Source organism: Nocardioides jishulii (genome assembly GCF_006007965.1).
In the GTDB taxonomy this organism is placed as follows: domain Bacteria; phylum Actinomycetota; class Actinomycetes; order Propionibacteriales; family Nocardioidaceae; genus Nocardioides; species Nocardioides jishulii.
Genome location: NZ_CP040748.1, coordinates 1,452,007 through 1,474,177 on the forward strand (window position 1 = coordinate 1,452,007; position 22,171 = coordinate 1,474,177).

The 22,171-nt window shown below is 70.1% G+C and carries 20 protein-coding genes; 15 read left to right on the forward strand and 5 right to left on the reverse strand.

Annotated elements, in window-relative coordinates; translation table 11 throughout:
• The first annotated feature begins 114 nt into the window (after nucleotides 1–114).
• The 12 genes from FCL41_RS06815 (at nucleotide 115) to FCL41_RS06870 (ending at nucleotide 12,341) form a co-directional block, all read left to right on the forward strand.
• Nucleotides 115–2,952 carry an aconitate hydratase gene (locus FCL41_RS06815; RefSeq protein WP_137066759.1) on the forward strand — a complete coding sequence of 946 codons (2,838 nt, stop codon included), beginning with the start codon at nucleotides 115–117 and terminating at the stop codon, nucleotides 2,950–2,952.
• Between the two features lie 173 nt (nucleotides 2,953–3,125).
• Entirely contained in the window at nucleotides 3,126–4,496 is a 1,371-nt protein-coding gene (locus FCL41_RS06820) for a hypothetical protein (protein ID WP_137066760.1), read from the forward strand.
• Nucleotides 4,483–4,995 (forward strand): SigE family RNA polymerase sigma factor, encoded by a 513-nt coding sequence (locus FCL41_RS06825; RefSeq protein WP_137066761.1) that lies wholly within the window; start codon nucleotides 4,483–4,485, stop codon nucleotides 4,993–4,995. The genes FCL41_RS06820 and FCL41_RS06825 overlap by 14 nt, the downstream gene beginning before the upstream one ends.
• A gap of 91 nt (nucleotides 4,996–5,086) precedes the next feature.
• Nucleotides 5,087–5,413, forward strand: coding sequence for a thiamine-binding protein (locus tag FCL41_RS06830; protein ID WP_137066762.1), 327 nt, complete (start codon nucleotides 5,087–5,089; stop codon nucleotides 5,411–5,413).
• On the forward strand, nucleotides 5,410–5,760 hold the full coding sequence (locus FCL41_RS06835; protein ID WP_137066763.1) for a VOC family protein: 351 nt from the start codon (nucleotides 5,410–5,412) through the stop codon (nucleotides 5,758–5,760). The genes FCL41_RS06830 and FCL41_RS06835 overlap by 4 nt, the downstream gene beginning before the upstream one ends.
• 103 nt (nucleotides 5,761–5,863) lie before the next feature.
• Complete coding sequence (locus FCL41_RS06840; protein ID WP_137066764.1) at nucleotides 5,864–6,481, forward strand: GNAT family N-acetyltransferase; 618 nt, start codon at nucleotides 5,864–5,866, stop codon at nucleotides 6,479–6,481.
• Nucleotides 6,482–6,515: 34 nt separating this feature from the next.
• Nucleotides 6,516–6,887 (forward strand): hypothetical protein, encoded by a 372-nt coding sequence (locus FCL41_RS06845; protein WP_137066765.1) that lies wholly within the window; start codon nucleotides 6,516–6,518, stop codon nucleotides 6,885–6,887.
• Nucleotides 6,888–6,931: 44 nt separating this feature from the next.
• Entirely contained in the window at nucleotides 6,932–7,789 is an 858-nt protein-coding gene (locus FCL41_RS17405; RefSeq protein WP_137066766.1) for an NUDIX domain-containing protein, read from the forward strand.
• Nucleotides 7,790–7,794: 5 nt separating this feature from the next.
• On the forward strand, nucleotides 7,795–8,094 hold the full coding sequence (locus FCL41_RS06855) for a hypothetical protein (protein ID WP_137066767.1): 300 nt from the start codon (nucleotides 7,795–7,797) through the stop codon (nucleotides 8,092–8,094).
• A gap of 40 nt (nucleotides 8,095–8,134) precedes the next feature.
• A complete protein-coding gene (locus FCL41_RS06860; protein ID WP_137066768.1) occupies nucleotides 8,135–8,779 on the forward strand; it encodes a 4a-hydroxytetrahydrobiopterin dehydratase in 645 nt (214 codons plus the stop codon).
• A gap of 108 nt (nucleotides 8,780–8,887) precedes the next feature.
• Complete coding sequence (gene dxs, locus FCL41_RS06865; protein WP_137066769.1) at nucleotides 8,888–10,792, forward strand: 1-deoxy-D-xylulose-5-phosphate synthase; 1,905 nt, start codon at nucleotides 8,888–8,890, stop codon at nucleotides 10,790–10,792.
• Between the two features lie 16 nt (nucleotides 10,793–10,808).
• Nucleotides 10,809–12,341 (forward strand): amino acid permease, encoded by a 1,533-nt coding sequence (locus tag FCL41_RS06870; protein ID WP_212723177.1) that lies wholly within the window; start codon nucleotides 10,809–10,811, stop codon nucleotides 12,339–12,341.
• 55 nt (nucleotides 12,342–12,396) lie between these two features.
• Here FCL41_RS06870 and FCL41_RS06875 read toward each other — a convergent pair whose 3' ends face one another.
• From FCL41_RS06875 to FCL41_RS06890, 4 genes are all read right to left on the reverse strand, one after another.
• A complete protein-coding gene (locus tag FCL41_RS06875) occupies nucleotides 12,397–13,509 on the reverse strand; it encodes a hypothetical protein (protein ID WP_137066770.1) in 1,113 nt (370 codons plus the stop codon).
• Nucleotides 13,509–14,045: a SigE family RNA polymerase sigma factor gene (locus FCL41_RS06880; protein ID WP_137066771.1), complete on the reverse strand. Its 537-nt coding sequence runs from the start codon at nucleotides 14,043–14,045 to the stop codon at nucleotides 13,509–13,511. The genes FCL41_RS06875 and FCL41_RS06880 overlap by 1 nt, the downstream gene beginning before the upstream one ends.
• Nucleotides 14,046–14,311: 266 nt before the next feature.
• On the reverse strand, nucleotides 14,312–16,396 hold the full coding sequence (locus FCL41_RS06885; protein ID WP_137066772.1) for a 3-hydroxyacyl-CoA dehydrogenase NAD-binding domain-containing protein: 2,085 nt from the start codon (nucleotides 16,394–16,396) through the stop codon (nucleotides 14,312–14,314).
• Nucleotides 16,396–17,595, reverse strand: coding sequence for a thiolase family protein (locus FCL41_RS06890; protein ID WP_137066773.1), 1,200 nt, complete (start codon nucleotides 17,593–17,595; stop codon nucleotides 16,396–16,398). Before FCL41_RS06890 ends, FCL41_RS06885 begins: the two co-directional genes overlap by 1 nt.
• A gap of 237 nt (nucleotides 17,596–17,832) precedes the next feature.
• On the opposite strand from FCL41_RS06890, the gene FCL41_RS06895 reads away from it, so the two are divergent.
• From FCL41_RS06895 to FCL41_RS06905, 3 genes are all read left to right on the forward strand, one after another.
• Nucleotides 17,833–18,768 (forward strand): proteasome assembly chaperone family protein, encoded by a 936-nt coding sequence (locus FCL41_RS06895; protein WP_137066774.1) that lies wholly within the window; start codon nucleotides 17,833–17,835, stop codon nucleotides 18,766–18,768.
• A gap of 2 nt (nucleotides 18,769–18,770) precedes the next feature.
• Complete coding sequence (locus tag FCL41_RS06900; RefSeq protein ID WP_137066775.1) at nucleotides 18,771–19,628, forward strand: acyl-CoA thioesterase; 858 nt, start codon at nucleotides 18,771–18,773, stop codon at nucleotides 19,626–19,628.
• A 162-nt stretch (nucleotides 19,629–19,790) separates the two neighbouring features.
• Nucleotides 19,791–21,284, forward strand: a complete 1,494-nt coding sequence (locus FCL41_RS06905) for a VCBS repeat domain-containing M23 family metallopeptidase (RefSeq protein ID WP_137066776.1) — start codon at nucleotides 19,791–19,793, stop codon at nucleotides 21,282–21,284.
• Nucleotides 21,285–21,325: 41 nt separating this feature from the next.
• Here FCL41_RS06905 and FCL41_RS06910 read toward each other — a convergent pair whose 3' ends face one another.
• On the reverse strand, nucleotides 21,326–22,171 hold the full coding sequence (locus tag FCL41_RS06910; RefSeq protein WP_137066777.1) for a MaoC/PaaZ C-terminal domain-containing protein: 846 nt from the start codon (nucleotides 22,169–22,171) through the stop codon (nucleotides 21,326–21,328).

Below are 22,171 nucleotides of genomic sequence, written 5' to 3' on the forward strand. Positions count from 1 at the left end.
TATTGCCTCGGCCCAGGCGCCAAAGTAAGGCAAGCCTTCCTTTTTCCGCACCCCCGGGCAGCGGCAAGATGGTCCGAGCGTGACAACCACAATCCCCGGTAGGAGATGCGACTGATGGCCAGTCAGGACAGCTTCGGTGCCAAGAGCACCCTGGACGTGGACGGGAAGTCCTACGAGATCTTCCGTCTGGACGCGGTGACGGGTGACGACGTCGACGTCAAGACCCTCCCGTTCTCCCTCAAGGTCCTCCTCGAGAACCTGCTTCGCACCGAAGACGGTGCCAACATCACCGCGGACGACATCCGCGCGCTCGCCGGCTGGGACGCCGACGCCGAGCCCGACAAGGAGATCCAGTTCACGCCTGCCCGCGTGATCATGCAGGACTTCACCGGCGTTCCCTGCGTCGTCGACCTCGCCACCATGCGTGAGGCGATGGCCGACCTGGGTGGCGACCCGGCCAAGATCAACCCGCTCGCGCCGGCCGAGATGGTCATCGACCACTCCGTCATCGCTGACGTCTTCGGCACCCCGGACGCCTTCGAGCGCAACGTCGAGATCGAGTACGAGCGCAACCGCGAGCGCTACCAGTTCCTGCGCTGGGGCCAGGGCGCCTTCGACGACTTCAAGGTCGTCCCCCCGGGCACCGGCATCGTGCACCAGGTCAACATCGAGCACCTCGCCCGCACCGTCTTCACCCGTGAGGTCGAGGGCGAGCTGCAGGCCTACCCCGACACCTGCGTCGGCACCGACTCGCACACCACCATGGTCAACGGCATCGGCGTCGTCGGCTGGGGCGTCGGCGGCATCGAGGCCGAGGCAGCCATGCTCGGCCAGCCGGTCTCCATGCTGATCCCGCGCGTCGTCGGCTTCAAGCTGTCCGGCGACCTGCCCGAGGGCTCCACCGCCACCGACCTGGTGCTCACCATCACCGAGATGCTGCGCAAGCACGGTGTGGTCGGCAAGTTCGTGGAGTTCTACGGCCCGGGCGTCTCCGCCCTCCCGCTGGCCAACCGCGCCACCATCGGCAACATGTCGCCGGAGTTCGGCTCCACGATCGCGGTCTTCCCGATCGACGAGGAGACCGTCACCTACCTGCGCCTCACCGGCCGCTCGGAGGAGCAGATCGCGCTCGTCGAGACGTACGCCAAGGAGCAGGGCCTCTGGCACGACCCGGCCGCCGAGCCGCGCTTCTCGGAGAAGCTCGAGCTCGACCTCTCCACCGTCGTCCCCTCCATCGCCGGCCCGAAGCGTCCCCAGGACCGCATCCAGGTCACCGACGCGAAGCAGTCCTTCCGGGGCGCGCTCGCCGACTACGTCACCGAGGGTGAGCAGGAGACCAGCGGCTACGACGAAGAGGTCGAGGACTCGTTCCCGGCCTCCGACCCGCCCAGCCACAACGGCAACGGCTCCGAGCGCCCCACCGACCACCTGTCGGCAGCGCCCAAGGACGGCGGTCGTCCCAGCAACCCGGTCGAGGTCACCCTCGAGGACGGCACGAAGTTCACCCTGGACCACGGTGCGGTGACGATCGCCTCGATCACCTCCTGCACCAACACGTCCAACCCGTCGGTGATGATCGGTGCCGCCCTGCTGGCGAAGAAGGCGGTCGAGAAGGGCCTGTCGCGCAAGCCGTGGGTCAAGACCACCCTCGCGCCCGGCTCCAAGGTCGTCTCGGACTACTACGAGAAGGCCGGCCTCACGCCCTACCTGGAGAAGCTCGGCTTCAACTTGGTCGGCTACGGCTGCGTGACCTGCATCGGCAACTCCGGTCCCCTCATCCCCGAGGTCTCGGCCGCGGTCAACGAGAAGGACCTCTCGGTCGTCTCGGTGCTCTCGGGCAACCGCAACTTCGAGGGTCGGATCAACCCCGACATCAAGATGAACTACCTGGCGTCGCCGCCGCTGGTCGTGGCCTACGCCCTGGCCGGTTCGATGGACGTCGACCTCTACGGTGACCCGCTGGGTCAGGACGCCGAGGGCAACGACGTCTTCCTCAAGGACATCTGGCCCTCGCCGGCCGAGGTCGAGGAGACCATCCGCGGAGCGATCAACTCCGACATGTTCGACGAGTCCTACGCCGACGTCTTCGCGGGCGACGAGCGCTGGCGCTCGCTGCCCACCCCGGAGGGTGACACCTTCGAGTGGGACAGCGAGTCGACCTACGTCCGCAAGCCCCCGTACTTCGACGGCATGCCGGCCGAGCCCACGCCCGTCAACGACATCGACGGCGCCCGGGTGCTGCTCAAGCTCGGCGACTCGGTCACCACCGACCACATCAGCCCTGCTGGTGCGATCAAGAAGGACTCGCCCGCGGGCAAGTACCTGGCCGAGAACGGTGTCGACCAGCGTGACTTCAACTCCTACGGCTCGCGCCGTGGAAACCACGAGGTCATGATCCGCGGCACGTTCGCCAACATCCGTCTGCGCAACCAGATCGCGCCCGGCACCGAGGGCGGCTTCACCCGCGACTTCACCGCGGCCGACAACGCGGCCGACGCCCCGGTCACCACCGTGTACGACGCCTCGGTCAACTACCAGGCCGCCGGCATCCCGCTGGTCGTCCTGGCGGGCAAGGAGTACGGTTCCGGCTCCTCGCGTGACTGGGCCGCCAAGGGCACCTCGCTGCTGGGCGTCAAGGCCGCCATCGCCGAGTCGTACGAGCGCATCCACCGCTCGAACCTCATCGGCATGGGTGTCATCCCGCTGCAGTTCCCGGCCGGCGAGAGCGCCGACAGCCTCGGCCTGACCGGTGAGGAGACCTTCTCCTTCTCCGGCATCACCGAGCTCAACGAGGGTCGCATCCCCAGGACCGTCAAGGTCACCGCCACCAAGGCCGACGGCTCCGTCGTCGAGTTCGACGGCGTGGTCCGCATCGACACCCCCGGTGAGGCGAACTACTACCGCAACGGCGGCATCATGCAGTACGTGCTGCGCAACCTGCTCAAGGGCTGAACCCAGCGCTGAGTCGGCTGTCACCAGCCTCCCGAACCCCCGTCCCGCACTCGCGGGGCGGGGGTTCGTGCATGCTCCCTGACGACGTCGAGAGAAATAGTTGCGTCCGCCACCCAACCTCCCGCCGGATGCAGGCGTACTCCTGTGTGAACATCACTCACCGAGGGGGAGACATGACCACCAGGGCGGACCTGCAGAGGGAGCTCGGCCGGCTCAGTGCCGACGAGGTCGACACTGCCATTCCGGTGCCGGAGGCACTGTGGACGCGAGGGCGTCGTTGGCAGCGACGTCGCCTGGGTCGGGCCATCGTGACGGTCGCGTGCGTGGCTGCGTTCACTGCTGGCCTGGCGGGTGCGGTCCTGCCTTTCGTTCCGGGTGTTCCGGGCACCAGCGACGCTGCCAGCAGTGGCATCGCTCCACGGATCCCCGACCGAGTGCACGCTCCACCCCTGTGGGCCGCCTCGGTGAGCGGTACCGCGCTGGTCGCGGTGACGGAGGCGGAGAGGGGGACATGGGTGGGCCGGGAGCCGGCGCTGGCGGTGATCACCGCAGCCGGGGCGTACGGCTACCTCGACCTCCCCGACCGCTCGGAGGGCTTCGCCCTCTCACCGGACGGTGAGCGGCTCGCGTACTGGACCGCGGGAACTCCGAGCGGGGACCCGCAGACCAACGACGCACAGAGCAAGGTCACCACGGGCCTGGCAGTGCGAACGCTGCGCACGGGTGTGGAGCAGCGTCACGAGGTCCCGACGGTCCACGGCCTCGACCCCGGTTCGTTGGCGTGGCTGGATGACACCACCGTGGTCTTCGAGTACGGACAGAACATCGTGGGCGACAGCGCCCCCTCGGCCGAGCAAGGGGGCTCGAACGAACACGGCGGATGGTGGTGGCGCCTGGCCGCCGATGAGCCGGAGCCCTGGCCCTGGGGTGACGAGGACGTGGTGGACCCGCTGTTCTGGGGTGTGAACGAGGGCGCCGCCATCGGCACCAGCTCAGGTGAGGCGTTGACCTTGGTGGACCCGGGTGTCCGCCTCCGCGAGGGTCTCGCTGCCCGAGCGAGCGGGGGCGGCGCCTCGCACATGGCTCCGACCGTGGCATGGGGTGGGGACGGGCAAGTGGCACTGCTGGGCGAGGAAGGCGGCTCGGAGACCCCGGCGCAGGTGCGCACCGGGCGCCTCGCCGTGGAGGGTGGGGATGCCCGGCTGGTCGACCTGACCCTGATCCCCGGCGGGGAGGTCGCCAATGGGCTCCTGGGGTGGCGCGACGGCGACCTGCTCGTGGTCGTGCTCGGTGACGATCCGCACATCGCGACCGTCGATGTGGAGACCGGCAACCGACGCGTGCTCGTGTCGTGGGACGTCGATGAGCACGACCGCGGTGCTGCGTGGCGCTTCGCCCGCGGTGTGCTGGAGACCGGTGAGGTGGTCCCGGCAACGGCGCCCAGGGATCCGGACGACCCTCGTGCGGTGGGCGGGGTGCTCTCGGTCGGGCTTGTCGGCGTGCTCGGCTGGTCGGCGTTGAGGAGGCGTCGTGACCGCCCCTGACACGTTCTCGGAGTTCGTGGCATCGCGCTACCCGGCCCTGGTGCGCACCGCGCGCCTGCTGGTCGCCGACGCCCATGCCGCCGAGGACCTGGTTCAGGAGACGCTGGCTCGATGCGTGCCGGCGTGGAGCCGGATCGAGGGCAACCCGGAGGCGTACGTACGGACCGTGATGGTGCGCCAGAACATCTCACGCTGGCGTCGTCGCCGGGTGGGCGAGACGACGGTCGCGGTGGTGCCTGACGTGGCGGTGCGCGACGGCGACGTCGCGGAGCAGGACGAGCTCAGGCGAGCCCTGGCGGCGCTGCCCGCCCGGCAGCGGGCCGTGGTCGTCCTGCGCTACGTCGAGGACCGTCCCGAGCGGGAGGTCGCCGACGTGCTGGGGTGCAGCCTCGGGACCGTGAAGTCGCAGGCGCACGCCGGGCTCGCGAAGCTGCGTACGTTCCTGGCCGAGCACGAGGTCGACGCTTCGCCGGAGCCCGCGGCTAGCCTGTTCCCATGATCGTCGCCTTCGGCATCAGCCCCGCCGCCGAGGACGACGACAGAGTGGTGGTCGCCGCGACTGCCCCATCGACTTCGAGGAGATTGCACTGATGCTGGTTGCGTTCTCGGTGGCGCCGAGCGGAACGGGACGTGAGGACGCTTCGGTGTCCGACGCTGTGGCGGCCGCGGTGGAGGTCGTGCGTGAGTCGGGACTGCCGAACCGCACCGACGCCATGTTCACGACGATCGAAGGACCGGACTGGGACACGGTCATGGACGTCGTGAAGCGCGCGACGGAGGCGGTGGCGCCGTTCGGCTCCCGCGTCTCCCTGGTGCTGAAGGCGGACATCCGTCCTGGCTACGAGGGTGAGCTCGACGCCAAGGTGGCGCGGGTGGAGTCGGCGCTCGAGCGGCAGCTCCAGGGTGGTGAGTCATGAGCCTGAAGATTGAGCACGTCACCTTCAACTCCACCGACGCGCGGAGCTTGGCCGACTGGTGGGCCTCGGCGCTGGGCGGCACCGTCGTAGACCTCCACGACGGTGGGTTCGTCACGGTGCGTCTGGATGACGGCTTCGTCGTGGCCGTGCAGCAGGTGGGAGACCCGACGCCGGGCACGAGGCGGCTGCACCTCGACCTGGTTGCCGACGACCTCGATGCCGAGGCCGAGCGACTGGTGGAGCTCGGTGCCCGAGTGCACCAGCGCAACGGAGAGCCCGGCGGCTTCCGGTGGATCGTCTTCACCGACCCCGACGGCAACGAGTTCTGCGTCGCCTCGGGCGACTGACCGCTTCCTTGACGTTCCTGGCCTGCTGAGATGTCTGGTCCAGGGCAGCCTGGGTGTGGAAGGTGGGCCGGGACGGCGCTGGGGTGGTGCCACACTGTGCCCCATGGGACTGAGGAGGAGCACCACCGGCGTGAAGGTGCGCACTGGCCGGGTGACCGATGCTGCTGCCGTCCGCGCGTTGGTGGAGGCGACGTTCGGCCCTGAGGAGGGGCGCACCTTCAACTCCGCCGTCTCCGAGCTGGACGCCCGTGGCCTGTCCCAGGCGTTCTTCGTCGCCCTCGTCGAGGAGAAGGGCGCCGAGAAGGTGGTCGGTGTCGTCGGACTGAGCCGTGCCTGGCTCGATGCCAGGCGCCGTCTCGTCGACGTGCTGGTGCTGAGTCCGCTCGCTGTCCACCCCGACCACCAGGGGCAGGGGGTCGGCGCTGCCCTGCTGCGGGCGAGCACGGCCTACGGCGACGAGGTGGGGGCGCCGATGATCGCCCTCGAGGGCAGTCCCGGCTACTACGGCCGACGGGGCTGGTTCGAGGGAGCGACGCGCGGGGTCGAACGTCCGTCCGACCGCATCCCGGAGGCCGCCTTCCAGGTGCGCCTTCTGAAGGCCTACGACTCCTGGATGACCGGCCGACTGGTCTATCCCGACACCTGGTGGCGCCACGACGTCGTCGGCCTGCGGGATCCCCACCTGGCCGAGGCCGAGGCAGCGCTGGACCCCCACTCCTGACGTGTTCGAACAGGTGTTCGAGTACGATGGCTGAGTGTCACGTCATGTCGCTCCACCCGGTTGGCCCTCCGAGGTCCGGCCGCCCGATGCCCCGGACTGGGAGGCCACTGCGGTCAACTGGCTCCTGGACCTCTGTCCGCCCGAGTACCGCCGCTACCAGGGGCTGCGTCGGCACGCCGTGGTGCTGGCCCGCTTCGCCGTGATCCACGTCGAGGCCGACCAGGCAGCGGTGCGGCGCGGCCTCAGCGGGATCCGGGTCGACCTGCGTGACGTGGCCACGGACGCCGTCGTGGAGGCTGCCGTCCAGACCTTCCTGATCGAGGACGCTCGACTGGCCACCGTGCGCCGGGCGGTGGGCCTGGTGGAGGAGGCGCTGCGCGGCCGCCGCTACGTCGCGCGACTGTGAGGCCGTACGAAGCTCGCCGTACTCCACCGCGCTAGGTTCGCCCCATGGTCGACTTCGCCTGCACCGCCCTCGTCGACCCGCGGGGATGGGTGCTCATGCAGCAGCGTGACGAGCTCACCGAGCGCTGGCCCGGTCAGTGGTGCTTCCCCGGCGGCCGCGCTGAGCCCGGCGAGTCCGGTCGTGACTGTGCGGCGCGGGAGCTCGCCGAGGAGACCGGCGTACGCCTGCCGCCCGAGCAGCTGACCAGCCTTGGCGAGCAGCAGCTGGTCGTGCCGGGGGTCGGGGAGTGGACGTGGGAGTTCTTCGCCGCCCGCACAGACCTGGGGCAGTCGGAGATCGAGTGCCACGAGGGCCTGCAGATGCTCTTCCGCGACCTCGACGACCTGGACCTCACCGACGTCGTCGTCAGCGCGGTCGACGTGCTGGGTCTCCTGCGCGACTGGGTCGCGCGCACTCCCGCGACGCTGGGGGAGAAGCGGTTCGCCGGCGTCCTCCTGCGCGACCGTCGTGGGTGGATCCTCCTGCAGGAGCGCGACGAGCACGCCCCGATCGATCCGGACGCCTGGGGTCTCCCAGGGGGCCACGTGGAGCCCGGCGAGAGCTTTGCGCAGGCGGCCCCCCGGGAGCTCGAGGAGGAGACCGGCCTCGTCCTCCCGGCAGGGCACCTGCAGCTGTGGCGTGACTTCGTCGTCGACCACCGTCGGTCCCACGGCACCTGGGACCGGATGCAGGTCTTCGTGGCCGATGTCGACCTCGCTGATGACGACGTCGAGTGCCACGAGGGGCGGAGGATCGTCTTCGTCGCCCCTGACGAGATCGCGACGTTGCCGCTCACGCGAGCGGCCGAGCAGATCCTCCCGGCCTTCCTGCGTGAGCAGGCGGCGGGTGACGTCGTAGGGTGAGCCACATGAGCATTCCCACCGCACCCCTGGTTGCCGTCGGACTCGTGGGTGGCTCCGCCGCCGCCCGCTTCAGCGGAAAGCGTCCCCTCGGCGGGGCTGTCCTCGCCGTGGCGGGAGCCGCTGCCGCCAAGGAGTGGGCCACCAAGGTCGGACCCGTGGGCGCCGCTGCGCTCACGGCCGTCTACGTCGGTGCCTTCGGGGCGTCCCACCCGTTGGCGAAGAAGATCGGCGCCTGGCCCTCGGTCGGCGTCGTCACCGCCGTGGCCACCGCGGCTGCGGTCGCCGCCGACGTCAAGGGACGCTGACGTCCGACCTGCCCCGGCAGGTCTCATCTCGGGAGGCAGCATGACCACGCTCCACCACGACCAGGTCGCTGAGGCCGGCCTCGCTGACTGGCGGTTCCTCCAGGGGGCGCTGCACACGCGGTTCCTCACGGGTGACTTCGCGACCGGGCTCGACCTGGTCAACAGGATCGGCGCCATGGCCGAGGAGATGGACCACCACCCCGACCTCGACCTGCGCTACGGCAACCTCGGCGTGAGGCTGCTCAGCCACGACGCGGGCGGTGTCACCGGGCGGGACGTACGCCTGGCGCGCAGGATCAGCCACGCCGCGGCCGAGCTGGCCGTCCTGGCCGACACGGCCGGCCTGTCGGTGACCGAGCTCGCCCTCGACACCCCCGACGCCGAGCGCGTACGCCCGTTCTGGGCAGCGGTGCTGGACACGACCGACGAGGGGGAGGACGAGGTCGCCAGCGACACAGGTTCGATGCCCCTCCTGTGGTTCCAGAGCAGCGACAGCGAGGAACCGCGCCAGCGCTTCCACCTCGACCTCGTGCTGCCGCCCGAGCAGGCCGGGCCGCGCATCGAGGCGGCGCTCGCGGCCGGGGGGACGCTGGTCAGCGACGCCGACGCGCCGAGCTTCACCGTGCTCGCCGACGCCGACGGCAACCGCGTCTGCATCTGCACCCCGCTGGACGGCGAGGACTGATGGACCGCTGGCCCGATCACCTAGACTTGTCCCTTCATCGTGGGCCGGTACGACGTCGTGCCGCCACCCCGCGCTGAACCACTGCCACACACCGGAAAGCGGAGGACCATGGGTCACCTGGACTCGATCGCCACGCCACGCGACCTGCGGGGCCTCAGCGACGACCAGCTCGAGGAACTGGCTCAGGAGATCCGGCAGCTGCTGGTCTCCACCTGTGCCGTCACCGGCGGCCACCTCGGTCCCAACCTCGGCGTCGTCGAGCTGACGCTGGCGATCCACCGCACCTTCGACTCGCCGCGTGATCGCATCGTGCTCGACACCGGTCACCAGTCCTACGTGCACAAGATGCTCACCGGGCGCGCGGGTGACTTCGCCACGCTGCGCCAGGAGGGTGGGCTCAGTGGTTACCCGAGTCGTGCCGAGTCCGAGCACGACATCGTCGAGAACTCCCACGCCTCCACCGCACTGAGCTACGCCGACGGCCTCGCCAAGGCGTACGCGATCAAGGGCGAGGACCGTCACGTCGTCGCCGTCATCGGCGACGGCGCCCTCACCGGCGGCATGGCCTGGGAGGCCCTGAACAACATCGCCGTGGCCCAGGACAGCCGACTCGTCATTGTCGTCAACGACAACGAGCGCTCCTACACCCCGACCGTCGGTGGTCTCGCCAACGCGCTGACCACCCTGCGCACCAGCCCGCGCTACGAGCAGTTGCTCGACGTCGTGAAGCGTCGGCTCAACGCCGTGCCCGGGGTCGGGCCGGCGGCGTACGACGCGTTGCACGCCATGAAGAAGGGCATGAAGGACGCGATCGCGCCCCAGGGGCTCTTCGAGGACCTCGGCCTGAAGTACGTCGGTCCCGTCGACGGGCACGACCGTGCGGCGCTCGAGCACGCCCTCTCGGCGGCCAAGAAGTTCAACGGCCCGGTGATCGTGCACGCGCTGACCAAGAAGGGCTACGGCTACACCGCCGCCGAGGAGCACGTCGCGGACCAGTTCCACGCTCCGCGCCCGTTCGACATCCTCACCGGTGAGGAGCACCCCACCGGTCGCATCTGGACCGACCACTTCTCCGACGCCATGGTGAAGCTGGGCGAACGCCGCTCCGACGTCGTCGGCATCACCGCCGCCATGATGCACCCGGTCGGCCTCGACGCCTTCGAGCGGCGCTTCCCGAAGCGGACCTTCGACGTGGGCATCGCGGAGCAGCACGCCGTGACCTCCGCAGCCGGACTGGCGATGGGTGGTCTCCACCCCGTCTTCGCCGTCTACGCCACGTTCCTCAACCGTGCCTTCGACCAGGTCCTCATGGACGTCGCCCTGCACCAGTGCGGCGTGACCTTCGTGCTGGACCGCTCGGGCGTCACCGGTGACGACGGCGCCAGCCACAACGGCATGTGGGACATGTCGATCCTCCAGGTCGTCCCGGGCCTCCAGCTCGCGGCACCCCGTGACGCCACGCGCCTGACCGAGCTCCTCGACGAGGCCGTCGACGTCGACGACGCTCCGACGGTGGTGCGCTTCCCCAAGGGCCCGCCGCCGGCCGACATGGAGGCCGTGGGCCGCATGGGCCGCGCCGACGTCATGGTGCGTGAGGGGGACAAGGACGTCCTGATCGTCGCCGTCGGTTCGATGGTCGCCACGGCGCTCGAGGTGGCCGACCGGCTGCTCGCCCAGGGCATCGGCGTCACGGTGGTCGACCCCCGGTGGGTGAAGCCGGTCGACCCCGCGATCGTCGCCGCTGCCGGCGAGCACCGCCTCGTCGTCAGCGTCGAGGACAACGGGATCATCGGTGGGTGCGGATCGGTGCTGCTGCAGACGCTCAACGAGGCCGGGGTCACCACCCCGGTACGGCTGCACGGCATCCCGCAGCAGTTCCTGGACCACGCCAAACGTCCGGTGATCCTCACCCGCTGTGGGCTGGACGCCCAGTCGCTCGCCCGCTCGATCGTCGAGGACATCACGGCCACCGAGGCCGGGCAGCCACTCGTCGACGTCACCCAGAGCGCATGAGGACGCGCTCGACCTCATGAGCCTCCTGCTCAACAGCCTCCTGCGCACCAAGAGCGTCGAGCAGTCGATCGCCGAGACCGACGAGCCCGAGCACCGGCTGAAGAAGAGCCTCAGCGCCCTCGACCTGACGGTCTTCGGCGTGGGCGTCATCGTCGGCGCCGGGATCTTCGTCTACACCGGCACGGTGGCGGCGCAGAACTCCGGACCGGCCATCTCCATCTCGTTCCTGGTCGCCGGTCTGGCCTGTGCGCTCGCCGCCCTCTGCTACGCGGAGTTCGCCTCGACGCTGCCCGTGGCTGGCAGCGCCTACACGTTCTCGTACGCGACCTTCGGTGAGTTCATCGCGTGGTTGATCGGCTGGGACCTCGTCCTGGAGTTCACGGTGGGCGGGGCGGCCCTGGCCTCTAGCTTCTCCGGCTACTTGCAGAGCCTGCTGGCCGACACCCCCTTCGAGGTGCCCACCGCGTTGGCGTCGTCGACCCACGGGGTCGTCAACCTGCCCGCCATGCTGATCGCCCTCCTCGTGACGGCGGTGCTCGCGCGCGGGATCAAGCTGGCCAGCGTCGTCAACCAGGTGGTCACCGGCCTCAAGCTCGCCGTCGTGGCCCTGGTCATCGTGATGGGGGTGTCCTACGTCAAGGTCTCCAACTGGGTGCCGTTCGTGCCGGAGAGCAAGAGTGTGCCTGCCGGTGACGCCTCCTTCTGGAGCTCGCCGCTGATCAGCTCACTCTTCGGCCTCGAGCCCGCCGTCTACGGCTGGGCAGGCGTGATGGCCGGAGCCGCCGTGGTCTTCTTCGCCTTCCTCGGCTTCGACGTCGTGGCCACCGTGGCGGAGGAGACGCGCAACCCGCAGCGCGACGTGCCGCGGGGCATCCTCTTCTCGCTGGCGATCGTGACCGCGCTCTACGTCGCGGTGAGCCTCGTCATCACGGGCATGCAGAAGTACACCGACATCGACCCCGAGGACTCCGCGCCCCTGGCCACGGCCTTCCGGGCGGTGGGTCAGGACTGGGTCGGCACCGCGATCGCGATCGGTGCCACGATCGGGCTCACGGTGGTCACGATGACCCTGGTCATGGGGCAGACCCGCGTGGGCTTCGCCATGGCGCGTGACGGCCTGCTGCCGCGATGGCTGGCGAAGGTCCACCCCGAGTACCGCACCCCGTCGCGGATCACCCTGATCAGCGGCGCGGGCGTGGCCCTGCTCGCCGGCTTCGTGGACTTCGAGACGCTCGGCCACCTCGTCAGCATCGGCACGCTCTTCGCGTTCATCCTCGTCGCCGTGGGCGTGCTCGTGCTGCGGCGTACGCGTCCTGACCTGCAGCGCGGCTTCCGGGTGCCGGGCGTCACGGTGGTCGCGCCGCTCTCGGTGCTCCTGAGCTTCTACCTGATGCTCAACCTGGTGGGGGAGACCTGGATGAGGTTCCTGGCCTGGATGGCGATCGGCATCGTCGTCTACTTCGCCTACGGCCGTCGCCACTCCCGGTTGGGGCAGCGACTGGCGGCCGAGGCCCGCGAGGCCCGCGAGGCCGGCACGCCGGCGTCCTGACAGGCGTACGCCCCGGCCCGCGGTGCGCGGACGGGGCGTACGTGCGGTGGTCGGCTCAGCCGTCCATCGGCTCCCCGAAGGAGAGCACCAGGCCGTCGTCGAAGCTGCCGATCTGGGGCGCCGCGACCGTGCAGTCCCCGCCGACCTCGCACTCGAGGATGTCCACCGAGGCGTTCGCGTAGGGCGGGTTCATGCCGATCATCAGGTAGGTGTCGGCGTCTAGCCACCGGTAGCCCACCACGAACTCGTAACCGGGCACGGTGACGTTCTCGTGGCTGCCGGTGGCGACGTCGAAGAGGGCGAAGACGTCCGGGTCGGTCTCGCCCAGGAGACGCGTCCCGTCGTCGGAGAGGTCGAGCATGTTCCAGGCTGCGATCTCGCCGCCCTCACCGACGGTGCGCGTCACCCGGCTGACCACGTCTCCCGACTCGGGGGACGGCTGGGCGCGGTAGGCGACCAAGCCCTGCTCCACGTCGGCCAGCTCCAGGTCGCCGGTCCAGGGCATGAGCACGGTGGACTCCTGCTCCGTGGTGTCCCACTGCACGACGTCACGACCGTCGCGGGCATAGACCACCTCGTCGTCCAGGGCGTAGACGTCGACGGCGTCCGGCCCTGCGGACGCCGGCAGCGCCACCACCGAGCCCTCGGTCTGGTCGAGGAGTGCGAGCTCGGCGCCGTTGTCGGTGGGCTGTGCCCACGCCGCCCTCGGGCCGTCTGCCGTGAGGCGAGGCTCCTCGGGGTCGATGCTCCCGACCTTGAACGGCCGCTCGTCACCGGTGGCCGACCAGACGTCGCCCTTGCGGTCGGCGTAGACCACGCCCTCAGTCGTCTGGACGAAGGCGTGCACCTCGGTCGGCACGGTGAAGTCGCGACCCGCGACGTGGAAGGAAGTGCCGACAGCGTAGGCAGGGCTGCGGTCGGCGAAGGCGCCGGCGAAGGAGAACTGTGACCCTGGCGTGCGTCCCGGGCCGTTGCCGGGGCCGAGCTGCGGAAGAGCGACGGCTCCCAGCAGCACGGCCGCGGTGGCGGTGGCCATCCCCGCCCCGGCCAGGGCGCGTCGACGACGTACGAGGCGCTCACCGGTCGAGACCACGGCGTCGAGGTCGACGACGGGCGGCGACAGTCGGTCGGCACGGTCGTGCATGAGGTCGGACAGTCGAGGGGCCATCAGAGTGTCTCCATCAGGACGGGAAGTTCGAGCTCGGGGGAGTGGCCCTGCTCGGCGAGCACGGACCGGAGGCGGCGCAGGCCGGCGGAGACCTGGCTCTTGACGGTGCCGACGGCGCAACCCATGACCTCGGCAGTGGCGGCCTCGGAGAGGTCGTCGTAGAAGCGGCAGACGATCGCGGCGCGCTGCCTCGGCGGCAGTTCCTGGAGCGCCCGCCAGAGCCAGTCGCGCTCGGTGACGGCCGCCTCGTGCCCGTCGCCGGCCGTGTCGGGGAGGGTCTCGGCCGGACGCTCGGAGCTCCACGCCCGCTTGCGGTACCAGGAGATCGCCGTGGTGGTGATCGCCTTGCGGGCGTACGCCTCGACCCGGCTGCGGTCGCGCAACCGCGGCCATGCCACGTACGTCTTGGTGAGGGCCTCCTGGAGGAGGTCCTGCGCCAGCCCGCGTTCACCGACCATCAGGTAGGCGGTGCGGTGGAGCGCCGGGGAGCGGTGGGCGACGAACTCGGCGAACTCATCGATGTCGCGCGAGGGCATGGCCACCTCCTGCGCTGCTCGGGTGCCCGGTCGGGGCCATGGGTGTCTTCACGTCCCTACCGACGTGATGGGACGTCGATCAGGTTCGGAGGACTGGGCAGAATCTTTGCGCGTCCAACCCTGCGCCGGGCGGGAACCGGCGATCAGGGGAGGGCCCGTGGCGGAGAAATGCCACGAGGGCGCCCGGCCAACTGGCCGGACGCCCTCGCGTCGTACTGCGTGAAACTCGTACTGCGTGAACTTGTACTGCGTGAACTACGTGCGGATCAGTGGAACCGCTTGCCGTTGACCTTCTCCGAGATGCCGGAGGAGTCGAGCAGCATGGTCAGGCCACCGTTCCAGAAGGAGAAGCCGGCGCCGGTGATCATGGCGAGGTCGATGTCCTCGGCAGCCACGGCGACACCCTCGTCGAGCATCAGCTTGACCTCCTCGGCGAGCCCGGAGAGAGCCTTCTCGCGCAGCTCCTCCTTGGTCAGCTCGACCGGCTCGGGCGGAGCCACCTGGAGCGCCTTCACCTTCGGGTCGATGGTGAGGTCGGGCAGGTAGAAGGAGGAGATCTTCTCCTCGACGACCTTCTCCAGCAGCGGCGACACGTAGAAGCGCTCGGGGAACGCCTTCACCAGGGTCTCGTTGTTGTGGAGCGCGATGGCCGGACCCACGAGGCCGAGCAGCATGAACGGCGGCATCGGGGCGACACCGGCGAACGCAGCGTCGGCGGTCTCGATCGGGGTGCCGGCATCGACCGCCTTCGCGACCTCGCCCAGGAAGCGACCCAGGAGACGGTTCACGATGAACGACGGGCTGTCGGAGACCAGGATGGTGGTCTTCTTCAGGCCCTTGCCGGTGGCGAAGGCCGTGGCGAGGGTGGCGTCGTCGGTCTGCTCGCCCTTGACGATCTCGAGCAGCGGCATGATCGCGACCGGGTTGAAGAAGTGGAAGCCCACGACCCGCTCCGGGTGCTCCAGCTCGGAAGCCATCTCGGTGATCGACAGCGACGAGGTGTTCGTGGCCAGGATGCACTCCGGGCTGACGACCTTCTCGACGTCCGCGAAGACGGACTTCTTGACCGACATCTCCTCGAAGACGGCCTCGATGACGAAGTCGGCGCCGGCGAAGGCGGTGGCCTTGTCGGCCGAGCCGGTCACCAGCGACTTGAGGCGGTTGGCCTTGTCGGAGTTGATGCGGCCCTTGGCCAGCAGCTTCTCGACCTCGTTGTGCACGTAGGAGACACCCTTCTGGGCGCGCTCCTCGTCGAGGTCGGTGAGCACGACCGGCACCTGCAGGCGACGGGCGAAGAGCAGCGCCATCTGCGAGGCCATCAGGCCCGCGCCGACGATGCCGACCTTGGTGACCTTGCGCGCCAGCGACTTGTCCGGTGCGCCGGCGGGACGCTTGGCGCGCTTCTGCACGAGGTCGAACGCGTAGAGGCTGGCGCGCAGCTCAGGCGTCTGCGACATGGCCTCCAGTGCTGCGTCCTCGGCGGCGAAGCCCTCCTCGCGGGTGGCGGTGCGGGCGTTGGCGATCAGCTCGACGATCTTGCGCGCGGCGGGGGAGGCGCCACCGGTGCGGGCCAGGACGATGCCTTCGGCACGGTCGATGGCGGCATCCCAGCCGGCGCCCCGGTCGATCTCGGGACGCTCGACCACGACCTTGCCGGTGAGCACGTCAGCGGCCCAGCGCAGCGAGGACTCGAGGTAGTTCACGCCGCCGAAGACTGCGTCGGCCAGGCCGAGCTCGAAGGCCTTCTTGCCGCCCACGGTCTTGCCGTTGTTGAGCGGGTTCTCCAACGCCACGGTGACGGCCTTGTCGGCACCGATGAGGTTGGGGACCAGCCACGCGCCACCCCAGCCGGGGACCAGGCCGAGCATGGCCTCGGGCAGGCCGAGTGCGGGGGCGCTGTCCTGCACGGTGCGGTAGTCGCAGTGCAGACCGACCTCGAGGCCACCGCCGAGGGCGAGGCCGTTGATGAAGCCGAAGGAGGGCTTGGTGCCGTGCAGCTTGCCGAAGACGGCGTGGCCGAGCTCGGCGATCGTACGCACGCCCGACGGCCCGGAGGAGGCCACCGAGGTCAGGTCGGCGCCGGCAGCAAGGATGAACGGCTTGCCGGTGACGCCGATGGCGACGATCTCGTCGTCGGCCAGGGCGGCGTCGATCGCGGTGTTGAGGGAGATCAGACCCTTGAAACCGAAGGTGTTCGGCCGGGTGTGGTCGTGGCCGTTGTCCAGGGTGATGAGGCCCATGACCCCGGCGCCGCCGGGCAGCGTCACCTTGCGCAGCTTGGCCTCGGTGACGACCTCGGCGTCGGAGGCGAGCGCGGTCGCCTTCTCGAGCAGTGCGTTCACGTCGTACATCAGGCGGACTCTCCGTTCCAGTGCGGGTTCTCCCAGACGACCGTTCCACCCATGCCGATGCCGATGCACATGGTGGTGAGGCCGTAACGGACCTCCGGCTTCTCCTCGAAGGTGCGGGCCAGCTGGTTCATCAGGCGGACGCCCGAGGAGGCGAGCGGGTGACCCATGGCGATCGCGCCGCCGTAGGGGTTGACGCGAGCGTCGTCGTCGGCGATGCCGAAGTGCTCGAGCATGGCCAGCACCTGGACGGCGAAGGCCTCGTTGACCTCGAAGGCGCCGATGTCGTCGATGGTCAGCCCAGCCTGCTTGAGGGCCTTCTCGGTCGCCGGGATCGGGCCGGCGCCCATGACCTCGGGCTCGACACCCACGAAGGAGTAGGAGACGAGGCGCATCTTGATCGGCAGCCCGAGCTCCTTGGCGGTCTCCTCGTCGGCGAGGATCGCCGCGGTGGCGCCGTCGTTGATGCCGGACGCGTTGCCCGCGGTGACGTTGCCGTGCGGACGGAACGGGGTCTTCAGGCCGGCCAGCGACTCCATGGAGGTGCCGGGACGGGGACCCTCGTCGGTGGTGGCCAGGCCCCAGCCCTGCTCGACCGAGCGGGCGGCGACGGGGACGAGGTCAGGCTGGATCTTGCCGGCGGCGTAGGCCGCAGCGGTCTTCTCCTGGCTGCGGACGGCGTAGGCGTCGCAGCGCTCCTTGGTGATCGAGGGGTAGCGGTCGTGCAGGTTCTCCGCCGTGTTGCCCATGACGAGCGCCTCGGGGGAGACGATCTTCTCGGCCACGATGCGCGGGTTGGGGTCGACGCCCTCACCCATGGGGTGGCGGCCCATGTGCTCGACGCCGCCGGCGATGGCGACGTCGTAGGAGCCGAAGGCGATGCCGCCGGCGACCGTGGTCACCGCGGTCATGGCGCCGGCGCACATGCGGTCGATCGAGTAGCCCGGAGTCGTGTTGGGCAGGCCAGCCAGCAGCGCGGCGGTGCGGCCCAGCGTGAGGCCCTGGTCGCCGATCTGGGTGGTGGCCGCGATCGCGACCTCGTCCACGCGCTCCGGCGGCAACTGCGGGTTGCGCTCGATGAGCTCGCGGATGCACTTGATGACGAGGTCATCGGCACGGGTCTCGGCGAACTGGCCCTTGGCCTTGCCGAACGGCGTGCGCACGCCGTCGACGAAGACGACCTCTCGCAACTGTCGGGGCACTGAGTCTCCTGTGATCGGTGGTATCCCGACCGGCTGGGTCGGGTCAGCCCTACGTTACCCCCCGGTAACCAACCAGTCAGCACCGTGGGGTGTGCCCGTCGTCACCTGGGTGCAACGGTGGGTCCGCAGGGTGGTGCCGGCGGTCGGCTCGCGCGGGCGCGCGTCGCGGGAGGCGTACGTTTCGGCGTGGCGGGGCCGCAGCGCCCGTTCGTGGGCCGGGACGAATACCCTTGCTCCATGGCAGACCAGGGACCCAGGCTCGTGCACATCGTCGACGACGTCCCCGAGCTCGACGGCACGGACGAACTGACGATGGTGGTCGCCCTCAGCGGGTTCCTCGACGCGGGTCAGTCGAGCGCGCTCGCCGTGCAGCACCTGCACGAGCTGAGCGACGGTCCGGTCGTCGCCACCTTCGACATCGACGCGTTGTACGACTACCGCGCGCGGCGCCCTCCGGTGACCTTCCTCCAGGACCACTACGAGGGCTACGAGGCGCCGAGGCTCAACGTACGGCTGCTGCGCGACACCGGTGGCACGCCGTTCCTGCTGCTGCGCGGGCCCGAGCCCGACATCCGCTGGGAGGGCTTCGCGCTGGCGGTGCGCGAGGTGGTGGAGCGGCTCGGCGTCACCCGCGTGGTGAGCCTGGGTGCGATCCCGATGGCCGTGCCGCACACCCGCCCGGTGGCGGTGACCTACCACTCCAACGACCCGTCCCTGCTCACCGGCCGCAGCGCCTGGGCAGGAGAGGTCCGGGTGCCCTCGAGCGTCCAGGCCTTGCTCGAGGTCCGCCTCGGCGAGTGGGGTCATGCTGCGCTGGGCTACATCACCCACATCCCGCACTACCTCGCGCAGATGGAGTACCCGGTCGCCTCCGTGGTCCTGCTGGAGCAGCTCGAGCGCGGTGGGCGGCTGACCGTCGACCTGACCGCTCTGCGCCAGGCGGCAGAGATGTGTGAGGAAGAGATCGTCGACTACCTGGCCGACCACGCGGAGGTGGCCGACGTGGTCACGGCGCTGGAGCAGCAGTACGACGCCTTCCGTCGCTCGGAGGAGGCTGGTTCGTCCCTGCTGGCGCCCGACGAGCCCTTGCCCACCGGTGACGACCTGGGGGCACAGTTCGAGCAGTTCCTGGCCGGTCTTGACCGACCCGACGCCGACGGCGAGCAGGAGTAGTCGTGGCTGGGAGCGTGGAGAAGCTGCTCGCACTGCTGGAGCTGGAGCAGCTCGACGTCGACCTCTACCGCGGGGCCCAGCCGGAGACCGATCGGCAGCGCGTCTTCGGTGGCCAGGTGGCCGGCCAGGCGCTGGTGGCCGCCTCGCGCAGCGCGGACCCGGAGTTCGAGCTCCACTCCCTCCACTCGTACTTCCTGCGCCCGGGTGACACGCGGGTGCCGATCATCTACCAGGTGCAGCGCATCCGTGACGGGCGCTCCTTCGAGACCCGCCGTGTCGTGGCCAGGCAGCACGGGCGCGAGATCTACTCCCAGACGACGAGCTTCCAGAAGCCCGAGGACGGCTACGAGCACAGCGACCGGATGCCCTCCGTGGGCACGCCGGACGAAGGGCTCTCCCTGGCCGACCTGGCGGCTGCCCGCAGCGAGGAGGACCTGCGCCACTGGCAGCACGAGTGGGCCGGGCTCGACATGCGACACATGGGCATGTCGGGGCGAGGGCTCGAGGTCGATCCCGCCACGCCTGCGCAGGCCCGGCTGTGGGTGCGCGTGGGGGGAGAGCTCCCGGACGACCCGGTGATCCAGAAGGCAGCGTTCACGTACGCCTCAGACCTGACGCTGATCGGCGCCACGCTCGTGCCCCACGGCATCCACATCAACTCTCCCAAGCTCCAGCCGGCCTCGCTCGACCACACCATCTGGTTCCACCGGCCCCTGCGCGCCGACGACTGGTGGCTCTACGACCAGGCGTCTCCGTCGGCGTCCGGAGGCCGCGGGCTCGCGATCGCGCGCGTCTTCTCGCAGGCGGGGGAGCTCGTCGCCACCGTGGCCCAGGAAGGGCTGATCCGACGCATCGGCTGAGGCGGGCGCCTATAGCACTACATCGTTGTAGTTCTAGACATTTGGGGACAGACACGCCGTGCGTGTTTACTGTGGGCTCTGTTGTGACGCCTGTTTCTGGTGTGGCGAGCGGGGCTCGTCGGGCAGGAGTGGCGTCGTCCTTCGTCCCTAGGTGGTGCCGCTGTGCCGACGTCCCGAGGTCTTCGCCTGACGGGTCTGGCGCTCAGCGCCCTGCTGGTGACATCCGGCTTCGGGATGGGTGGGCCTGCGTACGCCGCTGATGCCGCTCCGGGGGCGGGTGCTGCCGCGTCGCCTGGTGCGGTGACGGGCCCGGCGGCCACCGCCACGCCGATGGCGGCGGCCACCAAGGCAGCCACGAAGAAGGCCGCAGCGAGGAAGGCCGCAGCGAAGAAGGCCGCGGTGAAGAAGGCCGCAGCGAAGAAGAAGGCCGCGGCGAAGAAGAAGGCGGCGGCGAAGAAGAAGGCGGCGGCGAAGAGGGCAGCAGCCAAGAAGGCAGCCGCGGCGAAGAAGGCGGCGGCGAAGAAGGCGGCGGCGAAGACGCCCGTGCCGGTCACGCCCTTCCACATGCCGTTCGTGTGCGGCCAGTCCTGGACCGGGAGCACCCGCTCGCACCACTCGCCCAGCGCCCACTCGATCGACTTCAACGCCCCCAACGACCTGGGTCAGCCGGTCGTCGCCTCGGCCCCTGGTCGCGTGATCACCTCGAACAACACCAGCACCTCCGGCTACGGACGCTATGTCGTCCTCGAGCACGGCAACGGTGAGACCACCGTCTACGCCCACCTGCAGCACGCGCACGTGGTCGTCGGCACCTGGGTCGACCAAGGAGCCCTGATCGGCCAGCTCGGCACCAGCGGCAACAGCTCGGGCCCCCACCTGCACTACGAGCAGAAGGTCGGCAAGACGGTCGTCGCCCCCTGGCTGAACCGGGCGAAGTACGTCTACGGCACCTCCACCTCCACCAACTGCGTCGACGTCCCGCTGGCCGGCACCATCTTCGAGGGCGACGGCGCCCAGGTGGCGGTCTTCCGTCGCGACGCGGGCGGGCAGGTGCACGTGCGTCGCGCAGACGGCAAGACCCGCCTGCTGTCCGTCGGGCAGGCGTACGACGAGCCGATCCTCGGGGACTGGACCGGCGAAGGACTGCAGTCGGTCGGGTCGTTCGCCCCTGCCACCCGGCGCTTCACCCTGCCGGGCGAGGCCGGATTCTTCTCGATCACCTTCGGCCAGCGGGGCGACCGCCCGGTGGCGGGGGACTGGAACGGCGACGGCGTGTGGGAGGTCGGCGTGCACCGGCCGGCGACGAGCACCTTCGTGCTCCGCAGCGCCAGCGGCAGCACGACGAGCATCAAGCTCGGCAAGCCGGGCGACCTGCCGGTCACGGGGGACTGGGACGGCGACGGCCTGACCGACGTGGGCGTCTTCGACCGCGCCACCGCCACCTTCACGCTGCGTACGCGCGCCGCCAAGCCCGTGACGACCACAGTGCGTCACGGCGTGGCGGGCGACATCCCGCTCGCTGCCGACTGGGACGGCGACGGCCTGACCGACGTGGGCACCTGGACGCCCGCCAACGCGACCTTCAGCAAGCGGGTCGTGACAGCCCCCAAGGCTGCTCCGCGCGTGCAGACGGTGCGGTACGGCCGCGCCCGCTGACGCCTCAGGGTGCGCTCAGCGGAGCGCCTCAGGGTGGACGATCAGCGTGCGGTCGCGCGTCCGAGGACGTGCGGTGAGCCGTCCCGTGGGTTGCGCAGGGCGAAGCGCCAGTCCTCACGGCTGCCGTTGACACCGTAGGCCACGGTGCTCGGAAGGAAGATCGGCTTCTTGAAGGCGGCCTCGATCGTCACGGCGTCGGGCAGCCGGTTCTCGATCGCTGCGACGCAGCGGGCCAGGGTCCACATGCCGTGGGCGATCTGCCGCTTGAAGCCGAGCGCCCTGGCCGTCCACGGGTAGAGGTGGATCGGGTTGAGGTCGCCGGAGACCGCGCCGTAGCGTCGGCCCGCGCCCTCGTCCAGGCGCCACTGGATCCGGCCCTCGGGGGTCTCGAACGACATCGAGGGCGGAGCGTCCTCGCTCCCGCGCCCACGGACCAGGTAGGCCGAGACCGACTCCCACACCACGTCGCTGCCCGAGGTGACGGTCGACACGAAGTCGACCACCGTGCCCTTGGCGTGGGGGCGCGTCGTGGTCACGGAGACCTCCACGCCCAGGACCTCGTCAGTCGCGACGGGGCGGTGCGAGGTGATCGTGTTCTCCAGGTGCACGCTGCCCATGGGCGCCCACGGGAAGTCGGGACTGGCCATGACCTCCATCTGAGCATCGAACGTCAGCAGGTGCGGGTAGGTGACCGGGGCCGTGTCCTTGCGCGGGAAGCCGCAGACCTCGGCGTACCGCGCCACGTGGGCGGGGTCTATGGGCGCGGCCGGGGTGCGCACGGTGACGCCGGAGAACTCCTCCGGCCTCACCTTGCGGATGCCGGGCAGCTGGTTGACGACGGGGAGCGACGGCAGTGCCGCCTTCCCCAGCTGGGCCAGGGCGCTCAT

Coding starts and splice junctions, on each gene's coding strand:
- FCL41_RS06815 (WP_137066759.1), top strand. CDS start 115: ATGGCCAGTCAGGACAGCTTCGGTGCCAAGAGCACCCTGGACGTGGAC.
- FCL41_RS06820 (WP_137066760.1), top strand. CDS start 3,126: ATGACCACCAGGGCGGACCTGCAGAGGGAGCTCGGCCGGCTCAGTGCC.
- FCL41_RS06830 (WP_137066762.1), top strand. CDS start 5,087: ATGCTGGTTGCGTTCTCGGTGGCGCCGAGCGGAACGGGACGTGAGGAC.
- FCL41_RS06835 (WP_137066763.1), top strand. CDS start 5,410: ATGAGCCTGAAGATTGAGCACGTCACCTTCAACTCCACCGACGCGCGG.
- FCL41_RS06840 (WP_137066764.1), top strand. CDS start 5,864: ATGGGACTGAGGAGGAGCACCACCGGCGTGAAGGTGCGCACTGGCCGG.
- FCL41_RS17405 (WP_137066766.1), top strand. CDS start 6,932: ATGGTCGACTTCGCCTGCACCGCCCTCGTCGACCCGCGGGGATGGGTG.
- FCL41_RS06855 (WP_137066767.1), top strand. CDS start 7,795: ATGAGCATTCCCACCGCACCCCTGGTTGCCGTCGGACTCGTGGGTGGC.
- FCL41_RS06860 (WP_137066768.1), top strand. CDS start 8,135: ATGACCACGCTCCACCACGACCAGGTCGCTGAGGCCGGCCTCGCTGAC.
- dxs (WP_137066769.1), top strand. CDS start 8,888: ATGGGTCACCTGGACTCGATCGCCACGCCACGCGACCTGCGGGGCCTC.
- FCL41_RS06870 (WP_212723177.1), top strand. CDS start 10,809: ATGAGCCTCCTGCTCAACAGCCTCCTGCGCACCAAGAGCGTCGAGCAG.
- FCL41_RS06875 (WP_137066770.1), bottom strand. CDS start 13,509: ATGGCCCCTCGACTGTCCGACCTCATGCACGACCGTGCCGACCGACTG.
- FCL41_RS06880 (WP_137066771.1), bottom strand. CDS start 14,045: ATGCCCTCGCGCGACATCGATGAGTTCGCCGAGTTCGTCGCCCACCGC.
- FCL41_RS06885 (WP_137066772.1), bottom strand. CDS start 16,396: ATGTACGACGTGAACGCACTGCTCGAGAAGGCGACCGCGCTCGCCTCC.
- FCL41_RS06895 (WP_137066774.1), top strand. CDS start 17,833: ATGGCAGACCAGGGACCCAGGCTCGTGCACATCGTCGACGACGTCCCC.
- FCL41_RS06910 (WP_137066777.1), bottom strand. CDS start 22,171: ATGAGCGCCCTGGCCCAGCTGGGGAAGGCGGCACTGCCGTCGCTCCCC.